General features: G+C 63.9%; 18 protein-coding genes and 1 pseudogene. 12 read left to right on the plus strand and 7 right to left on the minus strand.

Annotated elements, in window-relative coordinates:
- Window positions 1-128 precede the first annotated feature (128 nt).
- Window positions 129-266 (plus strand): annotated as a pseudogene (locus tag H143_RS23250) (PhaM family polyhydroxyalkanoate granule multifunctional regulatory protein); the annotation flags it as partial.
- A gap of 242 nt (window positions 267-508) precedes the next feature.
- Here H143_RS23250 and H143_RS23255 read toward each other — a convergent pair.
- Window positions 509-592, minus strand: coding sequence for a pentapeptide repeat-containing protein (locus H143_RS23255; RefSeq protein ID WP_081627016.1), 84 nt, complete (start codon window positions 590-592; stop codon window positions 509-511).
- A 36-nt stretch (window positions 593-628) separates the two neighbouring features.
- Between H143_RS23255 and glmU the strand changes: the two genes are divergently transcribed.
- The 3 genes from glmU (at window position 629) to H143_RS0107445 (ending at window position 4,812) form a co-directional block, all read left to right on the plus strand.
- Window positions 629-1,999: a bifunctional UDP-N-acetylglucosamine diphosphorylase/glucosamine-1-phosphate N-acetyltransferase GlmU gene (glmU, locus tag H143_RS0107435; RefSeq protein ID WP_019937601.1), complete on the plus strand. Its 1,371-nt coding sequence runs from the start codon at window positions 629-631 to the stop codon at window positions 1,997-1,999.
- Entirely contained in the window at window positions 1,996-3,372 is a 1,377-nt protein-coding gene (locus tag H143_RS0107440) for an MFS transporter (protein ID WP_019937602.1), read from the plus strand. The genes glmU and H143_RS0107440 overlap by 4 nt, the downstream gene beginning before the upstream one ends.
- Window positions 3,373-3,489: 117 nt before the next feature.
- Window positions 3,490-4,812: a UDP-glucose/GDP-mannose dehydrogenase family protein gene (locus H143_RS0107445; RefSeq protein WP_019937603.1), complete on the plus strand. Its 1,323-nt coding sequence runs from the start codon at window positions 3,490-3,492 to the stop codon at window positions 4,810-4,812.
- A gap of 13 nt (window positions 4,813-4,825) precedes the next feature.
- On the opposite strand, the gene H143_RS0107450 is transcribed toward H143_RS0107445, so the two are convergent.
- Window positions 4,826-5,752, minus strand: a complete 927-nt coding sequence (locus H143_RS0107450; protein ID WP_019937604.1) for a glycosyltransferase family 2 protein — start codon at window positions 5,750-5,752, stop codon at window positions 4,826-4,828.
- A gap of 5 nt (window positions 5,753-5,757) precedes the next feature.
- On the minus strand, window positions 5,758-7,011 hold the full coding sequence (locus H143_RS0107455; protein ID WP_019937605.1) for an O-antigen ligase: 1,254 nt from the start codon (window positions 7,009-7,011) through the stop codon (window positions 5,758-5,760).
- Window positions 7,012-7,175: 164 nt separating this feature from the next.
- Between H143_RS0107455 and H143_RS20195 the strand changes: the two genes are divergently transcribed.
- Window positions 7,176-8,261, plus strand: coding sequence for a glycosyltransferase family 9 protein (locus H143_RS20195; RefSeq protein ID WP_019937606.1), 1,086 nt, complete (start codon window positions 7,176-7,178; stop codon window positions 8,259-8,261).
- 13 nt (window positions 8,262-8,274) lie between these two features.
- Here H143_RS20195 and H143_RS0107465 read toward each other — a convergent pair whose 3' ends face one another.
- Window positions 8,275-9,117 (minus strand): glycosyltransferase family 2 protein, encoded by an 843-nt coding sequence (locus H143_RS0107465; RefSeq protein ID WP_019937607.1) that lies wholly within the window; start codon window positions 9,115-9,117, stop codon window positions 8,275-8,277.
- Window positions 9,118-9,240: 123 nt separating this feature from the next.
- Here H143_RS0107465 and H143_RS0107470 point away from each other — a divergent pair, with 123 nt between their 5' ends.
- Window positions 9,241-10,011, plus strand: coding sequence for a glycosyltransferase family 2 protein (locus tag H143_RS0107470; RefSeq protein WP_019937608.1), 771 nt, complete (start codon window positions 9,241-9,243; stop codon window positions 10,009-10,011).
- A 9-nt stretch (window positions 10,012-10,020) separates the two neighbouring features.
- On the opposite strand, the gene H143_RS0107475 is transcribed toward H143_RS0107470, so the two are convergent.
- Entirely contained in the window at window positions 10,021-10,506 is a 486-nt protein-coding gene (locus H143_RS0107475) for an Lrp/AsnC family transcriptional regulator (RefSeq protein ID WP_019937609.1), read from the minus strand.
- Between the two features lie 144 nt (window positions 10,507-10,650).
- Here H143_RS0107475 and glmS point away from each other — a divergent pair, with 144 nt between their 5' ends.
- Window positions 10,651-12,483 (plus strand): glutamine--fructose-6-phosphate transaminase (isomerizing), encoded by a 1,833-nt coding sequence (gene glmS / locus H143_RS0107480; RefSeq protein ID WP_019937610.1) that lies wholly within the window; start codon window positions 10,651-10,653, stop codon window positions 12,481-12,483.
- Between the two features lie 410 nt (window positions 12,484-12,893).
- Window positions 12,894-13,205: a hypothetical protein gene (locus H143_RS20200; RefSeq protein WP_019937611.1), complete on the plus strand. Its 312-nt coding sequence runs from the start codon at window positions 12,894-12,896 to the stop codon at window positions 13,203-13,205.
- Window positions 13,206-13,207: 2 nt separating this feature from the next.
- Here the strand turns inward: H143_RS20200 and H143_RS0107490 are convergent, their stop codons facing one another.
- Window positions 13,208-13,597, minus strand: a complete 390-nt coding sequence (locus tag H143_RS0107490; protein ID WP_019937612.1) for a 4-oxalocrotonate tautomerase family protein — start codon at window positions 13,595-13,597, stop codon at window positions 13,208-13,210.
- Window positions 13,598-13,642: 45 nt separating this feature from the next.
- Window positions 13,643-14,059 (minus strand): MarR family winged helix-turn-helix transcriptional regulator, encoded by a 417-nt coding sequence (locus H143_RS0107495; protein ID WP_019937613.1) that lies wholly within the window; start codon window positions 14,057-14,059, stop codon window positions 13,643-13,645.
- Between the two features lie 277 nt (window positions 14,060-14,336).
- Between H143_RS0107495 and H143_RS0107500 the strand changes: the two genes are divergently transcribed.
- The 4 genes from H143_RS0107500 (at window position 14,337) to H143_RS0107515 (ending at window position 18,787) form a co-directional block, all read left to right on the plus strand.
- On the plus strand, window positions 14,337-15,854 hold the full coding sequence (locus tag H143_RS0107500) for a porin (RefSeq protein ID WP_155803347.1): 1,518 nt from the start codon (window positions 14,337-14,339) through the stop codon (window positions 15,852-15,854).
- A gap of 87 nt (window positions 15,855-15,941) precedes the next feature.
- Window positions 15,942-16,784 (plus strand): ABC transporter ATP-binding protein, encoded by an 843-nt coding sequence (locus tag H143_RS0107505; protein WP_026349823.1) that lies wholly within the window; start codon window positions 15,942-15,944, stop codon window positions 16,782-16,784.
- Window positions 16,781-17,653, plus strand: a complete 873-nt coding sequence (locus tag H143_RS0107510; RefSeq protein WP_019937616.1) for an ABC transporter permease subunit — start codon at window positions 16,781-16,783, stop codon at window positions 17,651-17,653. Before H143_RS0107505 ends, H143_RS0107510 begins: the two co-directional genes overlap by 4 nt.
- Window positions 17,654-18,787 (plus strand): ABC transporter substrate-binding protein, encoded by a 1,134-nt coding sequence (locus H143_RS0107515; RefSeq protein ID WP_231378472.1) that lies wholly within the window; start codon window positions 17,654-17,656, stop codon window positions 18,785-18,787. It begins immediately after the preceding gene.
- Window positions 18,788-18,888: the final 101 nt, after the last annotated feature.

Below are 18,888 nucleotides of genomic sequence, written 5' to 3' on the forward strand. Positions count from 1 at the left end.
CTTTCGTGCTGCCTGGCCTGGGGCAGCCATCCGATGCGTCCGGCAATCCCTTCCTGGCCAGCATGGATATGATGCGCCAGGCCTGGGCCGGCCTGGCAGGCCAGGGCGGTTTTTCGCAAGTGCTGCCCATGGGGCCGACCATGGACGTCGAGGAACTGGATCGCCGCATCGCCGAGTTGCGTTCGGTCGAAAGCTGGCTGCGCATGAATCTGTCCATGCTCGACAGCGCCATCCAGGGTATGGAGGTGCAGCGCGCCACCATCACGACCCTGAAGTCCTTCGTCGGCAAGATGTCCGGCATGGATCCCCTGGCCGCCAAGCCGCAGGAAGCGAGCACGCCGCTGGACGATGCCGCGCAGTCGGCCTCGGCCTGGTGGAACCTGCTGCAGCAGCAGTTCAGCAATATCGCCGCAGCCACGGCCGCAGGCATACCCGGCACCGAGCAGGCTGCCGCGGCCGCGACCGAGCCGCCACCCAAGAAGGCCGGGCCGCGTCAGGCCGAGCCGCGTCAGGCCGAGCCGCGCAAGGCCGCTCCGCGTAAGTCTGCCCCGCGTAAGTCTGCGCCGCGCAAGACAGCCGCCTCCTCATCCAATCAATCCTGATTTCAGCGTTTCTCACCAAGTCTTCCATGCTCAATGTCGTAATCCTTGCTGCCGGTCTGGGCAAGCGTATGAAATCCGACCTGCCCAAAGTGCTGCACACCTTGGCGGGCCGCCCTATGTTGGGTCACGTGCTCGATAGTGCGCGCCAGCTCGATCCGGCGCGCATCACGGTGGTCGTGGGCCACGGCGCCGAACGCGTGCGCGCGCAATATGAAGGCGAACCCGATCTGTGCTTTGCCTTGCAGCAGCCGCAGCAGGGCACCGGCCACGCTGTGCAGCAGGCGGTGCCGCAGCTGCTCGAAGGCGATACGAACGACGTCACGCTGGTGCTCTACGGCGACGTGCCGCTGGTGCAGCCCGAGACGCTCAGGCGCCTGCTGACCGCGCGCGGTCAGGGCGTGGCCGTGCTTACCGAGATCCTGGCCGATGCCACCGGCTATGGCCGCATCATGCGCGGCGCCGACGGCAAGGTGCTGCGCATCGTCGAGCACAAGGACGCGAGCGAGGCCGAACTGGCTGTCCACGAGGTCAACACCGGCATGCTGGCCGCGCCCACGGCCCGATTGAAAGACTGGCTGGGCCGCATCGGCAACCGCAACGCCCAGGGCGAGTACTACCTTACCGACATCGTCGGCCTGGCTGTGGCCGACGGCGTACCCGTGCAGGCCGCGCACCCGGCCGCCGCCTGGGAGACCCTGGGCGTGAACAGCCGCGCGCAGCAGGTCCAACTCGAACGCGCCTGGCAGCGCGAACAGGCGCGGCGCCAGCTTGAAGCGGGCGTCACGCTGGCGGACTCCGAGCGCTTTGACGTGCGCGGCAGTCTGATCTGCGGACGCGACGTCTTCATTGACGTGGGTTGTGTGTTCGAGGGCCTGGTCGAATTGGGCGACGGGGTGCAGGTCGGGCCCTACAGCGTGCTGCGCAACATGACCGTCGCGGCCGGCGCCCGCATCGAAGCCTACAGCCACCTGGACGATGCGCGCGTCGGCCGCGATGCCCGCATCGGCCCGTATGCGCGTCTGCGCCCGGGCACCACGCTTGCCGACGGCGTGCACATCGGCAATTTCGTCGAGGTCAAGAACAGCGCGGTGGGCAAGGACAGCAAGGCCAACCACCTGAGCTACGTGGGCGATGCCGACGTGGGCGAGCGCGTCAACATCGGCGCCGGCACCATCACCTGCAACTATGACGGCGCCAACAAATGGCGCACCGTCATCGAAGACGACGTCCACATCGGCTCCGATTCCCAGTTGATCGCGCCCATACGCGTGGGCCGCGGCGCCACGCTGGCGGCCGGCACGACGCTCAGGCGCGACGCGCCGCCCGACCAGCTCACGCTTTCCGGTTCCAAGCAGCGCAGCGTCGAAGGCTGGAAGCGTCCCACCAAGAAGAAATGACCGAAGCAGTCCATACCGCGCGCGCGCCGTCGCAGGACGGGTTGCCCGCGCCGCGCCGCTACTGGGCGGCAGCGACCCTGCTGTGCGGCATCAGCCTCACTGTGCTGGACACCACCATCGTCAACGTCGCGCTGCCCACCATCGCCGCAAATCTGGGCGAGCCGGCATCGAGCATGGTTTGGGTGGTCAATTCCTACAGCCTGACCATCGTGATGTTCCTGCTGCTCATGGCCGCTCTGGCCGAGCGGCTGGGTTTCAAGCGCCTGTTCACCTTCGGCGTGGTGGCCTTCATGCTGTCTTCGCTGGGCTGCGCCCTGTCCACGACGCTGTGGCAGCTGAACCTGGCGCGCGTCTGCCAGGGTGTCGGGGCCGCCACGTTGATGTGCATGTTCGGCGGCATGGTGCGCAACATCTATCCCAGCCGTCATCTCGGGCGCGGGGTCAGTCTGAACGCCACGGTGGTCGCGCTGATGTCGGTGCTGGGGCCGTCCATCGGTTCGCTGATCGTCTCCGTGGCCTCCTGGCGCTGGATTTTCGCGGTGAACGTGCCGGTGAGCCTGGTGCTCCTGATGGGCATCCGCACGCTGCCCGATGTGCCGCGCATCAAGGGGCCGATCGATGTGCCCAGCGCCTTGTTGTCCATGGCGGCCATGGCGGCTTTCATCATCGGGGTCGACGATCTGACCGCGAATTTTCCCAAGGCTCTGTTGCTGATCGCCGCCGCCGTGGCACTGACCATGGTCCTGGTGCGCCGCGCGAACGGGCAGCAGGCGCCGCTGGTGCCCATTGACCTGCTGCGCATCAGGCCGCTGGGCTATGCCGTGGCGGCGTCGGTCTGCACCTTCGCGGCGCAGACCGCGGCCTATGTGTCGCTGCCGTTTTACTTCCTGCACGAACTGGGCCGCGCGCAATGGCAACTGGGCATGCTGATGGCCGCCTGGCCCATCGGTACCGCGGCGATCGCGGTGCTGGCCGGTCGCCTGGCCGACCGTTATTCGGCGGCCCTGCTCAGCGGCCTGGGCGCGGGGGCCATGGCGATCGCGCTGGTCGGGGTTGCCCTGCTGCCGCACGGCGCATCCAACAAGACGGTCATGGGCGTCATGTTTTTGGCCGGCTTGGGTTTCGGCTTCTTCCAGACGCCCAACAACCGCGCCATGCTGGGGGCGGCGCCGATCGAGCGCAGCGGCGCGGCCGGCGGCGTGCAGTCCGCCACCCGGGTATTCGGGCAGAGCCTGGGCACGGCGCTGGTGGCGGTGGCCTATGGCCTGAATCTGGCACACGGCTCGACCATGGCGCTGATCCTGGCCGCGGCCTGCGCCGTGCTGGCGGTGGGTGTGAACACCGTGCGTTCGGCCAGGCTGTCGATCCTGTAGCCCCCGGCCCGGCCATCCCCGCACAGGCCGCGGCTGTCATGATCGTGTAGATAGGGAACCTATAATCGGCCCATACTGGCGGCGATGGATCCGCCGCGATCGTATCGAGGCGCTTGCATGAAAATCACCGTGGTGGGAACGGGGTATGTCGGACTGGTAACTGGCGTGTGCCTGGCCGAAATGGGCAACCAGGTCATGTGCCTGGATACCGACGCCGCCAAGGTGGCCCTGTTGCGCCAGGGCGGCATTCCCATCTACGAGCCGGGCCTGCAGGAAATGGTGGCGCGCAATGCCGGGGACGGCCGCCTGTTCTTCACCGATGACGTGGCCGCCAGCGTGGCCTTCGGCGACCTGCAATTCATCGCCGTGGGCACGCCGCCCGGTGAGGAGGGCTCGGCCGATCTGCAATACGTGCTGGTTGCCGCGCGCAATATCGCGCGCTACATGAACGAGTCCAAGATCGTCATCGACAAGTCCACCGTGCCTGTGGGTACTGCCGACCGCGTGCGCCAGGCCATGCAGCAGGTGCTGGCCGAGCGCGGCGTGAACATTGCCTTCAGCGTGGCCTCCAATCCGGAATTCCTCAAGGAAGGCGCGGCGATCGCCGACTTCATGAGTCCCGACCGCATCATCGTGGGCGCCGACGAAGAGCACACCATCGGCGTCATGCGCAGGCTGTACGCGCCGTTTCAGCGTACCCACGAACGCTTGATGGTGATGGACGTGCGCTCGGCCGAGCTGGCCAAGTATGCAGCCAACGCCATGCTGGCCACGCGCATCTCTTTCATGAATGAAATGGCCAACCTGGCCGAGGCGCTGGGCGCCGACATCGAGCAGGTGCGCCGCGGCATCGGCGCCGATCCGCGTATTGGCCATCATTTCCTGTATCCCGGCGCGGGCTATGGCGGCTCGTGCTTTCCCAAGGACGTGCAGGCACTGGTTCACATGGGAGCGCAGCATCGGGTGCCCATGCGCGTCATCCAGGCGGTTGAAGAAGCCAACCAGGGACAGAAGCACCGCCTGTCCGAGAAGGTGACGCAGCGCTTCGGCGCGGACCTGTCAGGGCGCCGTTTCGCCTTGTGGGGCCTGGCTTTCAAGCCCAATACCGACGATATGCGCGCCGCGCCCAGCCTGGATGTGATCGCCGACCTGACCGCGCGCGGCGCGCAGGTCAGCGCCTACGATCCCGTGGCCATGAAGGCCGCGGCCGATCCGCTGCGGGCCTATCCGTGCGCATCCCTGGCACAGGACATGTATGCCGCGCTCGACGGCGCCGATGCCCTGCTCATCGTCACCGAATGGAAAGTGTTCCGCGCCCCCGACCTGGCGCGCGTCAAATCCCTGCTCAAGTCGCCGGTCATCTTCGACGGCCGCAACCTGTACGAGCCGGCCGAGATGAAAGAACAGGGCTTCCAATACCAGGGTATCGGCCGGGTGTGATGGATCGCCGGGCCTACCGGTCCGGCGCGTCGCCGTCCTTCAGCGACGCGGTATGCACCAGCTGCGACGGCAGGTCCGGTTCCCAGGCCTGAAGGTCTTCTGTCGGGTACAGGCCGAAAGCGTAGATCACACGCTTGAGCCGGCTCTTGAGGCCGGGGCGCGGCACGTTTGGCAGCCCATGCGCGGCGTCCGTCGCCGTGCGGGCCACATAGTTGTTCTTGAAGTCGCTCTGCGAGATGCCCCACTTGAGCAGGAACTCGCGCCCGCCCCGGTTGCGGCGGATGCGGCCCGTGGTGCGGGTGCCGAAGTGGTAGATGCGGCTGGCTCCGACCGAACGGAACACCCGGCAGCCGACCAGCCACAGCTTCATCAGGAAGTCGTCGTCGCTGCTCATGCCGGGGCCGAACTCGATGCTGTAGCCCCCGACCCGCAGCCAGAGTTCGCGGCTGACCAGCGTCGGCTGCTGCGCAATGCCGTCGCGGTCGGCGATGGTCATCCGCGCCGCGAAGGCCAGCATGCCCGCTTCGTCGAAATTGTCCGGGCCGGCGCCGAAGTCGGCCACCGTGATGGTGGCGTTGCCGGTATCGGTGGGCTCGATGAGCACCGAAGCCAGATAGGCCGGCTTGCCGCCCAGCCCGCGCAATGCCTCGACAAACGCCGTGTCCCATCCCGGCGTGCAGAACATGTCGTCGTTCATGAACAGGATCCAATCGCGCGTGGCCAGCCGCGCGACCTCGTTCAGGGCCAGGCATACGCCCACGTTGCCGCGGCTCCACGTATGGCGTATTGCCTGTTCGCGCACCCATTGGAGCGTCCCGTCGCTGCCGTCGTTGACGTGCACCAGGATCTCGTGCTCGAAAGCGCAATGGCGCCGGATGCTGTCGATGCACAGCTTCAGATACGGCAGGTTGTTCCAGGTCGGAATCAGAATGCTGAACATGGCGGTCAGACAGGTGAGGCGTTCGAGGCGCCATTATCGGTGCGGTCCGCGATCGCCGCCAGCGCGGCCACAATGAGCACGTAGATGGACACCGTGCCCTTCAGATCGAAGGTTTCAACCGTCAGGCCGAAAACGAAAAACATGACGATGAACAAAAGCCCCAGCATTGCCGTGTTGTGCGCCACCGCCGACGCAGACCTGAGCCGGCGCGCGAAAAAGAGGGCGGGCACGGCATAGATGGCGAGCAGCGCCAAGCCGCCCACAATGCCGTAATCGGCCGCATAGGCCAGCAGTTGGTTGTGCACTTCGCCCTTGCCCAGCTGCGCGGCGGCGGGCGTGAGCCTGCCTTGCTGGGCCATCGAATTCATGGCGTCCCGAAAACCATGGCCGCCCAGGCCCAGCACCGGGTGCTGGGCGATCAGTTCCACCGCCACCTTGTAGAGCTGCAGCCGCACGCCGACCGATGTATCTTCGTGACCGTGCTCGTACTGCGTCAGGTTGGACGCCACCACGTCGATGCGCTCGCGCACTGTGCTCGAGGCGCCGTAGACAATGCCGAACAGCGCCACGATGGCAAGCGGCATCAGGACTTTCCAGCGCAGGGACTTGCCGCGCCCGCGCTCCCACAGGATCACCGCGAGCACACAAGGCAGCGCGAGCCAGCCCCCGCGCGAGCCTGAGAGCAGCGAGGTCGCCAGGCCCGCGAACAGGCCCGCGATCTTGAGCGCGACCACCCAGGGTTTGTCCTTGCGCCACCAATTGAGCGCCGCCGCCGACAGCACGCCGAAGGCGAGCGCGAGATCACCGAAATGGATGGGGTTGAGGAATTTGCTGCCTAGGCGGTGGTCGCCGGCGCTCCAGTCGTGCGACAGAAAAATCGCGATGAACAGGGTCGCCAAGGCGCCGGCCGGGAAGGCCAGGTCGGCCCATGCAAGGTTTCGCTCGGGGCGGCGCCGCAGCGCCAGGAAAACCGGAATCACGAGCAGGAACCGCGACGGCGAATCCCAGACCGGGAACACAGGGTGCCCGTGCGCCAGCGTGCTGAGCGCGACGGCGGCCAGCGGCGCGGCGAGCGCGATGCAGAAGGCCCGCCCCAGGCCGTCCAGGCGCACAGGGTGGCCCGCGCGCCCGGTCGGCAGCGCGGCAAGGCCAAGCAGCACGGCGGCTATCATCAGTGCGCTCGCCGCGCCGTCGAACAGCATGGCCAGGGCCGGGTAGGTCAGCAGCAAAAACGCGGACGCGCTGTCGCCGGCCGTCATGCGTTGCGTATTATTTGCTGTAATAGAGGTAGGCATTGCGCACTGTAATGTCGGTAATGGTGGTGCTTCGCGTCGCGGTTTCCTGGATTCCATGCGCGGGCGGCCACGATGAGGACTCGTCATTGTATCCACACGGCACCCGCAGATTTTCATGGTTTCCGCCAGTGCGCTGGCTCGATGACGCCGTGGTCCGCTCCACCGCCATCCCCTATGCGGGCGTGCCGCATGAGCCGGATGCATTCCTCGCCCGCCACGGCCGGCTCAAGATCGCCAAGAAGTACCTGCACAAGCGATGGCTGCTGCTGGCGCGCCGCCAGCTGCGGCTCGAACGGGCGCAGCTGGACGGCACGCAGCGTCTATTGTGGATCTATGCCAAGCGCAACTTCGGCGATGCGACCATGGACCTGGCCGGCCGGGCGCTACTCAAGGGCCGCGGTGTGCGCGTGGACCTGCTGGCCTTGCCTTCGCTGGTGCCGCTCTTCGAACAGGACGACATTTTCGGCCATGTCTACGGCGACCCGGCGCAGGTCGATGCCCGCCGCTACGACGCCGTCGTGCTGTCCGAATACAACCTGCCCTCGATACGGCTGAAGGCGCGCTGGTTCGGCACGCTGCCCCATGCCTGCCTCTACCGCTATTTCAACGGCCCCGACCGCAACCAGATCCGCTTTAGCTATGCGGGCGTGAACAACGTGTTTTCGCTGGGTCTGGGCGAATCCGAGCTGGCCGCGATCAGCAAACCCTACCTGGCATCCAATGCGGCAACGCGCGAGTCGGTCCGGGACCTGTTGCCCGCGCAACCTTTCATCGTGCTGGCAGCGGGGGGCGTGGACTTGAACCGCACCTACCATCGCTGGCCGCAATTCGTTCAATTGCTCAGCCGATGCGAAGACGCCCGGGTGCCCAAGGACATTGTCCTGCTCGGTTCGGACAACGGCGTGCAGAGCGCGCGCGAGCTATGCGCCAGCGTGCCTCGCAACGTGCGTGTGCGCTCGCTGGTCGGCGAGCTGGCCTTTCTGCAATCGCGTGAAGTCGTGGCGCGCGCGGCGCTGTTCGTTGGCGCCGACGGCGGCTTGATGCATGTCGCGCACAGCACGGCCACGCCCAGCGTCTCGCTGTTCTCGGACCGCGAGCCGCCTTATCTGCGCCTGACGGATGCCTGCCACGCCATCGGCCTGCAGGGCAGCGGCGATGTCGACACCATTGCGCCCGGGCAGATCCTGGACGCGGTGCTGCGCCAGTTGGCCTAGGGTTGGCCGGCTTCTAGCCGAACGCCCGTTTGATGCGGGACTTCAGGAGCGCGCGCTTGAGCGGGCCGCTGCGCTCGGGTTCGGGCAGGGTAAGTTCTGCGCCGATAGCCCGGCCGCGCCGCAGATAATAGCGGTCGAAGGTTGCCTGCGTCATGCCCCATTTGTTCAGGAACTGGCGCCGTCCGTCGTTCTTGACGATCTTGCCCGTGCTCTTTTGCTGAAAATGGTAGATGAGGCTGTCGCCGACGCCCAGGAACACGCGGCATCCCGCATGCCACAGTTTCATCGAGAAGTCGTTGTCGCTGCTCATGCCCGGGCTGAGCTCGCTGCTGTAGCCTCCGAGCTTGTTCCACCAGTCGCGGTGCACCAGCGTTGGCGGCCAAGTGGCGCCGAGCCAGTCGGCGCGCGCCAACGTCGGGGCGGCATCGATCAGCGCCTGCGCGCGCAGCGCCTGTGCATCGCGGCCGAAGTCCCGCACCACCACGCAGGGGTTGCCTGTGTCGACCGGCTCGATCATGGTGCCGGACAGCATGAAAAGATCCGAGGGCATTTGCCCGATGCGGCGCGCCAGCGCGGCATCCCAGCCCGGGCAGCAGACCATGTCGTCGTTCATGTAGACGACGTACTCGCGCGTGGAGCGCGCCGCGGCCCAGTTCACGGCGTGGCAGATGCCGATATTGGCCGGCGACGCGGTATGTTCGATGCCCTGTTCGCGCACCCAGGCCAGCGTTCCGTCCGAGCCGTCGTTGACATGGACGATGATCTGGTGCGCGTAGGCCGAATGACGCTTCAGGCTTTCGATGACAAGCCGCAGGTAGGGCAGGTTGTTCCAGGTCGGAATGATGATGGAGAACATCGAGATGGGCTCGTCGGATGGGCTGCCTGCATAGCTGCAAGCCTGAGCCGGGGATTTTACCGTCCGGCGCTGTGTACACTTGTGCGACATCGCGGGCCGGTCCCGTCCTCCCATCATCGCGCCATGAATTCCCCCACGCTCGGCGTCGCCCTCATTACCAAGAATGCCGCTGTGCGGCTGGCGCAGTGCCTGGACGCGCTGGACTTTGCCGATGAGATCGTCGTCGTCGACAGCGGCAGCACCGATGCCACGCGGGCGATCGCCCGCGCACACGGCGCGCGCGTGATCGAGCGTCCCGACTGGCCCGGCTTCGGCCCGCAGAAGAACCGGGCGCTGGAGGCGCTTGCGACCGACTGGATTTTGTCGATCGATGCCGACGAGGTGGTGTCGCCGGAACTGGCCGCCTCCATCCGGGCGACCATCGCCGCACCCCTGGCCGACGTCTATGCCATCGACCGCCTGTCGAGTTTTTGCGGCGCCTGGATCCGCCACGGCGGCTGGTATCCCGACTGGATTCCGCGTCTTTTCAAGCGCGGCGCGGCGCGGTTTTCCGACGACCTGGTGCATGAGCGTCTGGTGTTCGAGGCGCCGGCCCGGCGGCTTTCCGGCAAGCTGCTGCACTACTCGTACGAGGACCTGGACGCCGTGCTGCGCAAGCTCGACGCGTATTCGAGCGCAGGCGCCAGGCAGCGCGCGGCGGCCGGCAAGCGCGCCGGCTTGGGCACGGCCCTTGCCCGCGGTGCGTGGGCCTTCGTGCGCACGTGGGTGCTGCGCGCAGGCTTTCTCGACGGCCGCGCGGGCTTCATGATCGCCGTGTTCAATGCCGAAACCGTCTATTACCGGTTCCTGAAGCTTGCCCAATACGCCGGGCAAGACAAGCGGCAAGACCGATAACCGCGATCGCTATACCGCGACGCGCGTCTCGAACTTGCTGCGGTGTACCGAGAAGAACGTGCGCACGTTGCGCACATTGGCCTGCGCGGTGAAGGCGCGGTGCACCATCGCGTGATAAGCGGGCATGTCCCGCACCTGCGCGATCACCACGAAATCCGGTCCGGTCGAGACGCGGTAGCACTGCAGTGCGGCCGCTTCGTGGCGCATGGCGTCTTCGAACGCGCTCATCTGCTCGGCCGTCTGCACGTCCAGAGTGACCTCGACGATGGCCGTCAGGCTTGCGCCCAACCGGGCCGGGTCGACCAGGGCGACCTGGCGCACGATGACGCCGGTCTGGACCAGGCGGCGCACGCGGCGCAGGCAGGTCGGCGGCGAGACGTGCACGCGCACGGCCAGTTCCTGGTTGGTCAGCGAACTGTCGCGCTGTAGCTGGTCCAGGATACGGCGGTCCACGTCATCCAATGCGGTGGCTCCTGTCCCGTTTTTTTCTTTCATTCCAATCCGTATGTTAATTTGAAATTAAATTTCATTAATAAATATATAAGAAATTTTATTACATAAAATGGCTTAGATAGAATCCAAATTTCATGGCCTCACGCGCACAATGCGGACATTCCTTACTTATCTTGGAGTTTTGCCATGTGCGGCATCGTCGGCGCCGTCGCCCAGCGCGACATCACCCCCATTCTCGTCGAAGGCCTGCGTCGCCTGGAATACCGCGGCTACGATTCCTGCGGTGTGGCCCTGTACGTCGACGGCCGCCTGCGCCGTGCGCGCACCACGCAGCGCGTGGCCGAATTGGCCGACGAAATCGTCAAGGAAAAGCTGGCCGGCTACACCGGCATCGCGCACACGCGCTGGGCCACGCACGGCAATCCCTCACTCTACAACGCCCACCCGCATTTCTCAGCCCAGGGCAATGACGAACCGCGCATCGGCCTGGTGCATAACGGCATCATCGAGAACTACGAAGAGCTGCGCGCCGAGCTGCTTGCCGCCGGCTTCGTCTTCGAGAGCCAGACCGACACCGAGGTGGTCGCGCACCTTATCAACCACCTCTACCAGGGCGACCTCTTCGAAGCCGTGCAGCAGGCCGCGCGCCGCCTGAAGGGCGCCTATGCGCTGGCCGTGTTCTGCCGCGACGAGCCGCACCGCGTGGTGGGCGCGCGTCACGGCTCGCCGCTGGTCGTGGGCCTGGGCAAGAACGAGAACTTCCTGGCCTCGGATGCGCTGGCGCTGGCCGGCACCACCGACCAAATCATCTACCTGGAAGATGGCGATGTGGTCGACTTGCAGCTGGCCAAGGTGTGGATCGTCGACGCCGCCGGCAAGCAGATCGAGCGCAAGGTGCACACCGTGCATATCCACGCCGGCCAGGCCGAGCTCGGCCCTTATCGCCACTACATGCAGAAGGAAATCTTCGAGCAGCCGCGCGCCGTGGGCGACACGCTGCAGGCGGTCGAATCGATCGCGACCACGCTGTTCGGCGCCAAGGCGCAAGAGGTGCTGCCCAAGGTGCATTCCCTGCTCATCCTGGCCTGCGGCACCAGCTACTACGCGGGCCTGACTGCCAAGTACTGGATCGAATCGCTGGCCAAGATTCCCGTCAACGTCGAGATCGCCAGCGAATACCGCTACCGCGACAGCGTGCCCGACCCCAAGACGCTGGTGGTGACCATCTCGCAGTCGGGCGAGACCGCCGACACGCTGTCCGCGCTCCAGCACGCGCAGTCGCTGGGCATGACGCACACGCTCACCATCTGCAACGTGGCCACCAGTGCGATGGTGCGCGAGTGCGAACTGAGCTACATCACGCTCGCGGGCGTCGAAATCGGCGTGGCCTCGACCAAGGCCTTTACCACCCAGCTTACCGCGCTGTTCCTGCTGGCCCTGACGCTGGCCAAGCTGCGCGGTCGCCTGAGCCCGCAGGACGAAGCCCAGCACCTGAAGAACCTGCGCCACCTGCCCGTGGCCATCAGCGCGGTGCTGGCGCTGGAGCCGCAGATCATGGGCTGGGCCGACCGCTTCGCCAACAAGGAAAACGCGCTCTTTCTGGGCCGCGGCATGCATTACCCCATCGCCCTGGAAGGCGCGCTCAAGCTCAAGGAAATCAGCTACATCCACGCCGAGGCCTACCCGGCGGGCGAACTCAAGCACGGCCCCTTGGCCCTGGTCACCGATGAGATGCCCGTGGTCACCATCGCGCCCAATGACGCGCTGCTGGAAAAGCTCAAGTCGAACATGCAGGAGGTGCGCGCGCGCGGCGGTGAGATGTACGTGTTCGCCGATGACGACTGCAGTATTCACAACGAAGAAGACATGCACGTGATCCGCATGCCGGAGCACTACGGCATGCTGTCGCCTATCTTGCATACGGTGGCGTTGCAGTTGCTGGCATATCACACGGCGGTGGCGCGCGGCACGGACGTGGACAAGCCGCGGAATCTGGCCAAAAGCGTGACGGTGGAGTGAGGTGGCCGTGACACCTTGTGATGACAGGGAATAAAGTTGGTAACGCTGGAATAAAGTTGGTAATGAAACCGGCATTGTGACCAACTTTATTTCCTGTTGGAAATTAAAAACTATTTACCGCAGCGACATGGTGTGGACCAGATTAATGCTGTGAACTGGAGTGGGCGGTTTGCTCTGTTTTCGAAGGGGTGGGGGCCGGTAAAGGATGCCGGCCGGTAGGCGGTCGATTGTAGCGGCGGGCTGCCCTCACAAGAGCCGGCGTGCTGACATGCATTGAAATTCCCTGCGCCCGGCACCCGCCGCGCACCCCGGAACTCCGTCCTACACTAGCTGTCCAAACCTCACACAAACCGGCCCCCGCCGGGTGTGCCGCCGAGTCACGCTGACTACCCTCGGCACTGGAGATCACAATGAAACCGATCCTGAAAGCCGCCGCCGTCGCTACGGTCGCTGTGGGCCTGGCCACGGCCAGCATGAGCGCCAATGCCTGGGGACGCGACCACGACGGTCCCGGGCCTTGGGCTGTAGGCGCCGCCGTGGGCGCCTTGGTCGGCCTGGCGGTCGGTGCTGCCGCCACGCCGATGTATGCCGCCCCGGCGCCTGTCTACTACGCGCCGCCGCCACCTCCCCCCGTCTACTACGCCCAGCCCGTGTACGCGCCACCCGGCTATTACTACGCTGCGCCGGTTGTGCGCCCTCGCATCGTCTACGCGCCATATTGACGTCAGTGGTGGTGCCGGTACTCCTGTGTCTTGCCGCCATATCCGTATGAAGCGGCGCGCACATCCTGGACGTAGATATAGCTTTCCTCGTGAAGATTGCCCAGGATGCGCTCGAACCCCGCGAACGCTTCCTCGATGTACTGGGCCTTCTGGTCTTTGGTGTTGGTTTCGTCGGTGATCTTGATGTCGAAGTAAAAGCTGTTCTTGCCCAGTTCGCTCAACAGCTTGCCGCCGACAAACCAGCAATCGTGATCTACATACTCGATGGCGATGGCGGTCACCTCGCGCTTTTTCTTGAGTATTTTGCTGGTCAGATCCATCAGCAGGCTTGCGATCCGGTTCGTCAGGTCTTGGGATTTCCGGCCACTCACTTTCACGGTCAGAATCGGCATGTCACACCTCTATTTGGTTAGCAATACAACTAAATGGACAAAAAACTATCTGATTGAAGAACGGATGCGCCTCAGGCTCTTGACGGTAGCCTCGAATGTGTCGCTACCGATAATGCGTTTGATCTTTCGGGTTGTCTCAGCACTGGCCTGATTGAGATCGCCCTGCATGCCCCTGGATTTGGCGGTGGGATGAAGCGCGTGGCTGCGCCCGTCCGCACCGGCCTGGACTCGCGTGGCGCAACCGAGTTCGATAAGGCCGTCCAGGGTGCGCGAGCAGGTAGCCTTGGTGATATTTAGCTCGGCCGCCAAATCCGTGCTGGTAATGGAGCCCTTGTCGAGTATCGCCCGCAGCATGAAAGCTTGCGGAGGCGTCAGCCCGAACGGCTTGAAGGCGCGCGCCCATTCCCGTTCCAGTTGGCGAGCCAGGGACGTGGCGTTGAAGTAGATGCAGTGTTCAAACATGAGTCAAAGATAACAAAAAATAGTTAGCAATACAACTTAATATCCCTAGCCAAGCGCTATGTCCACCGACGGGATATTGCACTGCAATATCCGTTTTCGCACGACTACCCGAAGAGGCCGCGCCGCCTCGGTCCTGGCAATCCGCATCGGGTAACTACTGATAAATCGCCGCTATGCCTGCCAGCTAAGCGAGAGCTTGCCCTCCTTAGCATTCACATCTCATCCGGACAACGATCCGGATGGCATGAAAGATAACAATCAAATCAGGAGGCAGCGTATGAAAATACGCAGGACATTGACAGGCCGCGCGCATCGCGACGCGAAGAACAGAACGCCGTTTCGGCTAAGCATGCTGTGCTGTGCAATCGCGGGTCTCGCGGCTGCGTCGGCGCCCGCTCATGCCGACGAGTTGAGCGATCTCAAGGCGCAGATCCAGGCACTTTCGAGCAAATTGAATCAGCTCGAAATAACGCAGAAAAAAACGAATGAGGCAGTCAAAGCCGTATCGACGTCCTATCCGCCTCTGGTTGCTGCGCCCGGCAAGCCCGCGCCGGACCTGACGCCAACCCGCGCCGAGCAGGCGAGCCTGGACGCGGAATACGTGCGCCGCGGAACAATCCCCGGCTCATTCATCGTACCGGGCACCAATACGTCGCTCAGCATAGGCGGCTTCATCAATTTTCAGGGCATTTACGACCCGACGGAAAACCTCGGGCCGAAGTTTTCGATCGGCAACCTCGACCCGGCAGGCAGCGCCGCGCGCAAGCAGTCGCAAAACTCCTTCCACTTCCAGGATAAGGTTTCGCGATTGGTCGTTGGTACGAACACGCCGAGCCCGTATGGTCCGATCACGACGAACTTCGGGCTTGATTTCTACGGTTATGTTCCTGGCGGCGACAACAATCAGGCGCTGCAGAACAATAGCTGGGGCGCGCGCATCGTCACCGCGTACGGCACGATCGGTCATTTCCTCGTCGGTATGGCGAACTCGAACTTCATCGACGATCCGGATTCGCCGGAAACGTTCGATAACGCGGGGCCGGCAGGCCTTCCCGCCGAACGCGTGCCGCAGTTGCGTTGGACGCAGCCGATGGGCAACGGCGCAAACGTGTCGTTCTCACTCGAAAATCCCCAGACCGGCTACCAGGACACACAGGGCAACATTGAGGCATGGACCAAAGCCAACACCATGCCAGACATCACCGCAAAGTATGAACGCGAGGGCGCATGGGGGCATTTCCAGCTCTCAGGTGAGGCCCAGGACCTTGGCTATACCGACAAGAACGGCATGCGCACGAGGGTGTTTGCTCCGGGCGCCCTGATCGGCGCGACGTTCAACGTGCCCAAATCCGGCGGCGGCTACGGCGACGACAATTTCGGCGGCCAGGCCTGGTACGGCGCGCTGGGGCACTACATGCCCGACGACTTTGGCGCGAACGTGCCTTCCGCCCTTGCGGTCGACAACGGCACCTCCGCCAGTCCGACGGGTGCAACGCAAGTCGTGCTGCAGCCCCTCATGGGCGGAACGCTCTTCTACCAGCACTGGTGGACGTCCAGGCTGCGATCGACGCTCGCGTTTGGATACAACCATCAACGACTTGCCTCGTTCCTGCCTGCCGATACAAACAACGCTGTGACGATCAAGACCGTGCATCTGAATTTGATCTACCGGCCGGTCAAGACAGTCGACCTTGGCGTCGAAGTGGCATGGGGGCAGAAGACGTTCCAGGCATCGACAGGTTACGGCAAGCAATCGGCTCGGCGTATCGAGGTTGGCGGGATCTGGCATTTCTGATGCCTCGGCGCGACAGGCGTGTTGTCGCAAACTTCCGCCGGCATCTGCCGCCGGCGGGTTTATCTGCATGTGAAAGGTTAGCTATATATGTCTGAGATTTTGGCTGGGCAAGGAAGCGTGCAATTCGCGCACGTGACCAAGCGCTTTCCCACGCGGGATGGCGTCGAGAAGACCGTTCTGCGCGATGTGAATCTGGTGATCGAACCGGGCATGTTCTGCGCCGTGGTCGGCCCTACCGGCTGCGGAAAATCGACCACTCTTACGTTGGCGGCCGGACTCTATCGGCCGAGCGAGGGCATGGTGCGGGTGTCGGGACGCGAGGTGGACGGCATCACGCAAGGCACCAGCTTCGTGTTCCAGACCGACGCCCTGATGCCATGGAAATCGATTCTCAAAAATGTCGCGCTGGGTCCGACATTCCGTGGGGTTCCCAAGCAACAGGCTCTGGAGCAGGCGCGCGATTGGCTGCGCACCGTCGGTCTCGCAGGCTTCGAGAATTATTACCCGTATCAGCTGTCAGGCGGCATGCGCAAGCGCGTGAGCATGGCGGCCGCGCTCATCAACAAGCCGTCCATGCTGCTCATGGACGAGCCGTTTTCGGCGCTCGATGTGCAGACGCGGGCCATCATGTCCAACGAGCTATTAGCGCTGTGGGAAAAGACGCGCCCCTCGGTGCTTTTCGTGACACACGATCTGGAGGAAGCGATTGCGCTGGCCGACCGTGTCGTGGTGATGACGGCCGGGCCCGCGACGGTCAAGGCGGTGTTCGATATCGATCTGCCGCGTCCGCGCGGTCAGGTGCAGGAAATTCGCTTCCAGCCCCGCTTTCTGGATCTCTATCAGCAGATCTGGGAATCGCTGCGCGAAGAAGTGGAACAGACATACTCGCGGGCGTCCGCCGTATCGAAACAGCAAGGAGCGACGGCATGAATGCGGTGAGCATAAGCAAACAAAGCGGCGGGACGATGGCCAGCGCTGCGGCGGCCCGCCGCAGCGCGCAACGGCGCAAGAGGTCGGTTTTCCTGGGGCGCGCGGCGCTTTTCGTGCTGGTCGTCGGCGGCTGGCAGCTGACAACAGCGCTGGGCATTCTTGATCCGTTCTTCTTCGGATCGCCCAGCGGAATTGTCATGCGATTGTGGGATTGGATACAGCACGGCACCGCATATGGGTCGCTTTGGGAGCAGATCTGGGTCACGCTCGAGGAGTCGCTGCTCGGCTTCGCGGCGGGCGTGTCCAGCGGCGTGGTGTTCGGCGTGCTCCTGGGCGAGAGTCCTTACCTGGCCGAAGTCATCGGCCCGTACATCAAAATCGTGAACGCACTGCCGCGCATCGTTCTGGGTTCGGTGCTGGTGATGTGGCTCGGGCTTGGCATGCCGTCCAAGGTCGTGCTGGCCGCGATTCTGGTGTTTTTCGTCGTGTTCTTCAACGCGTTCCAGGGTGTGCGAAGCGTCGACCGGAATCTGGTCGCGAATTCCCGAATTCTGGGTGCGTCGCGGCTGCAGATTGTCTGGCATGTGATCTTTCCGTCCGCCATGACTTGGATCATCGCGAGCCTGCACGTCGCGCTCGGATTCTCGATCATCGGCGCGATTGTCGGCGAGTTCCTGGGCGCGCAGCGTGGCCTGGGTCTGGTGATTGCGACAGCGCAGAACACGTTCGATGCAAATGGCGTATTCGGCGCGATGCTGATCATCGGCATTGTTGCGCTATCGGCCGAGGCGTTAATGGCGGTTCTCGAAAAATCATTGTTGTCATGGCAGCCGCCGGCCTCGCACGACAGCGACGTGCGAGGCATTTGAATGGCCGGCTTGCAGTGTGAATTTGCATTCGATTCATTAGAGACCGGCGTGCCGGTCTCGCATAACCAAGGAGATGGAGTCATGAAGGAAAAATTCCTGTTTTCGAAGACGCTGGCGGGCCTGGTGTGCGCGGCGGGGCTGATTTACGGTCATGCCGTGGCAGCGGCCCCGCTGCCGAAGGTCACCATGATGGTCGGCGGTATGGACAAGCAGATCTACCTGCCGTACTCGCTTGCGCAGAATCTGGGCTTTTTCAAGAAATACGGCGTTGACATGGAACTGTCGACCGAGCAATCGGGCGGGGTTGGCGCGGAAGACGCGATGGTCTCCGGCCAGGTCGATATGGCCGGTGCGTGGTATGTCCATACGATCGACTTCCAACAGCACGGCAAGGCTGTTCTTGACATCGTCCAGTTAAGTGGCGCGCCGGGCGAACGCGAAATGTGCGCCACGAAATCGGGCGTCAAGACACCTGCCGACTGGAAGGGTAAGGTGGTCGGCGTGACCGATCTGGGCTCGGGCACCGACGATCTGACGCTGTACCTTGCCGCCCGCTACCATCTCGGACTGCACGACTTCTCGCGCGTGGGCGTCGGTGCCGGTCCGACGCTGATCGGCGCGCTCGAGCATGACCGTATCGTCTGCGGCATGACGACGCAGCCGACCGTCAACGCGATCGAGAAAATGAAGGTCGGCTATTCGGCGATGGATCTGGCGACGGCCGACGGCGTCAAAAAGTGGCTGGGAGGCTACTGGCCCACGGCGGCGGTGCTCGCTCGGGCCGACTGGGTCAAGGCGCATCCGGTCCAGACGCAAGCGGTGGTCAATGCGATGGTCGCGACAATGCACTGGATCAATACGCACAGCGCGGCAGAAATCGCCGATCATTTGCCCTCTGATTTCGTCAGCAATCAACTGTCGACCAAAAGCGAGTATGTGAAGGCCCTCGCGATGGACAAGGGCCAGTTCCTGCCTGACGGCCTGATGCCTCAAGGCGGCCCACAGACGGTGCTGGCGGTCGAGAAGTTCGCCGGCAAGATTTCCAAGCCGGTCGACCTGGATGTGACGTACACGAACGAATACGCCATCAAGGCGAACGCATTGCTTGCGAAAGAGGCGGCCTCGGGGAACTAATTTTTTCTCTCCTTTTGGTCGTAAGTTCCGATCAATTTCGTTCTAAGATCACCAAAATCCATCCAAGCGACCGGCCCGGCGATGCAAGCCGTGCCGGTCGT

Source organism: Bordetella sp. FB-8, from assembly GCF_000382185.1.
Lineage (GTDB): Bacteria > Pseudomonadota > Gammaproteobacteria > Burkholderiales > Burkholderiaceae_B > Bordetella.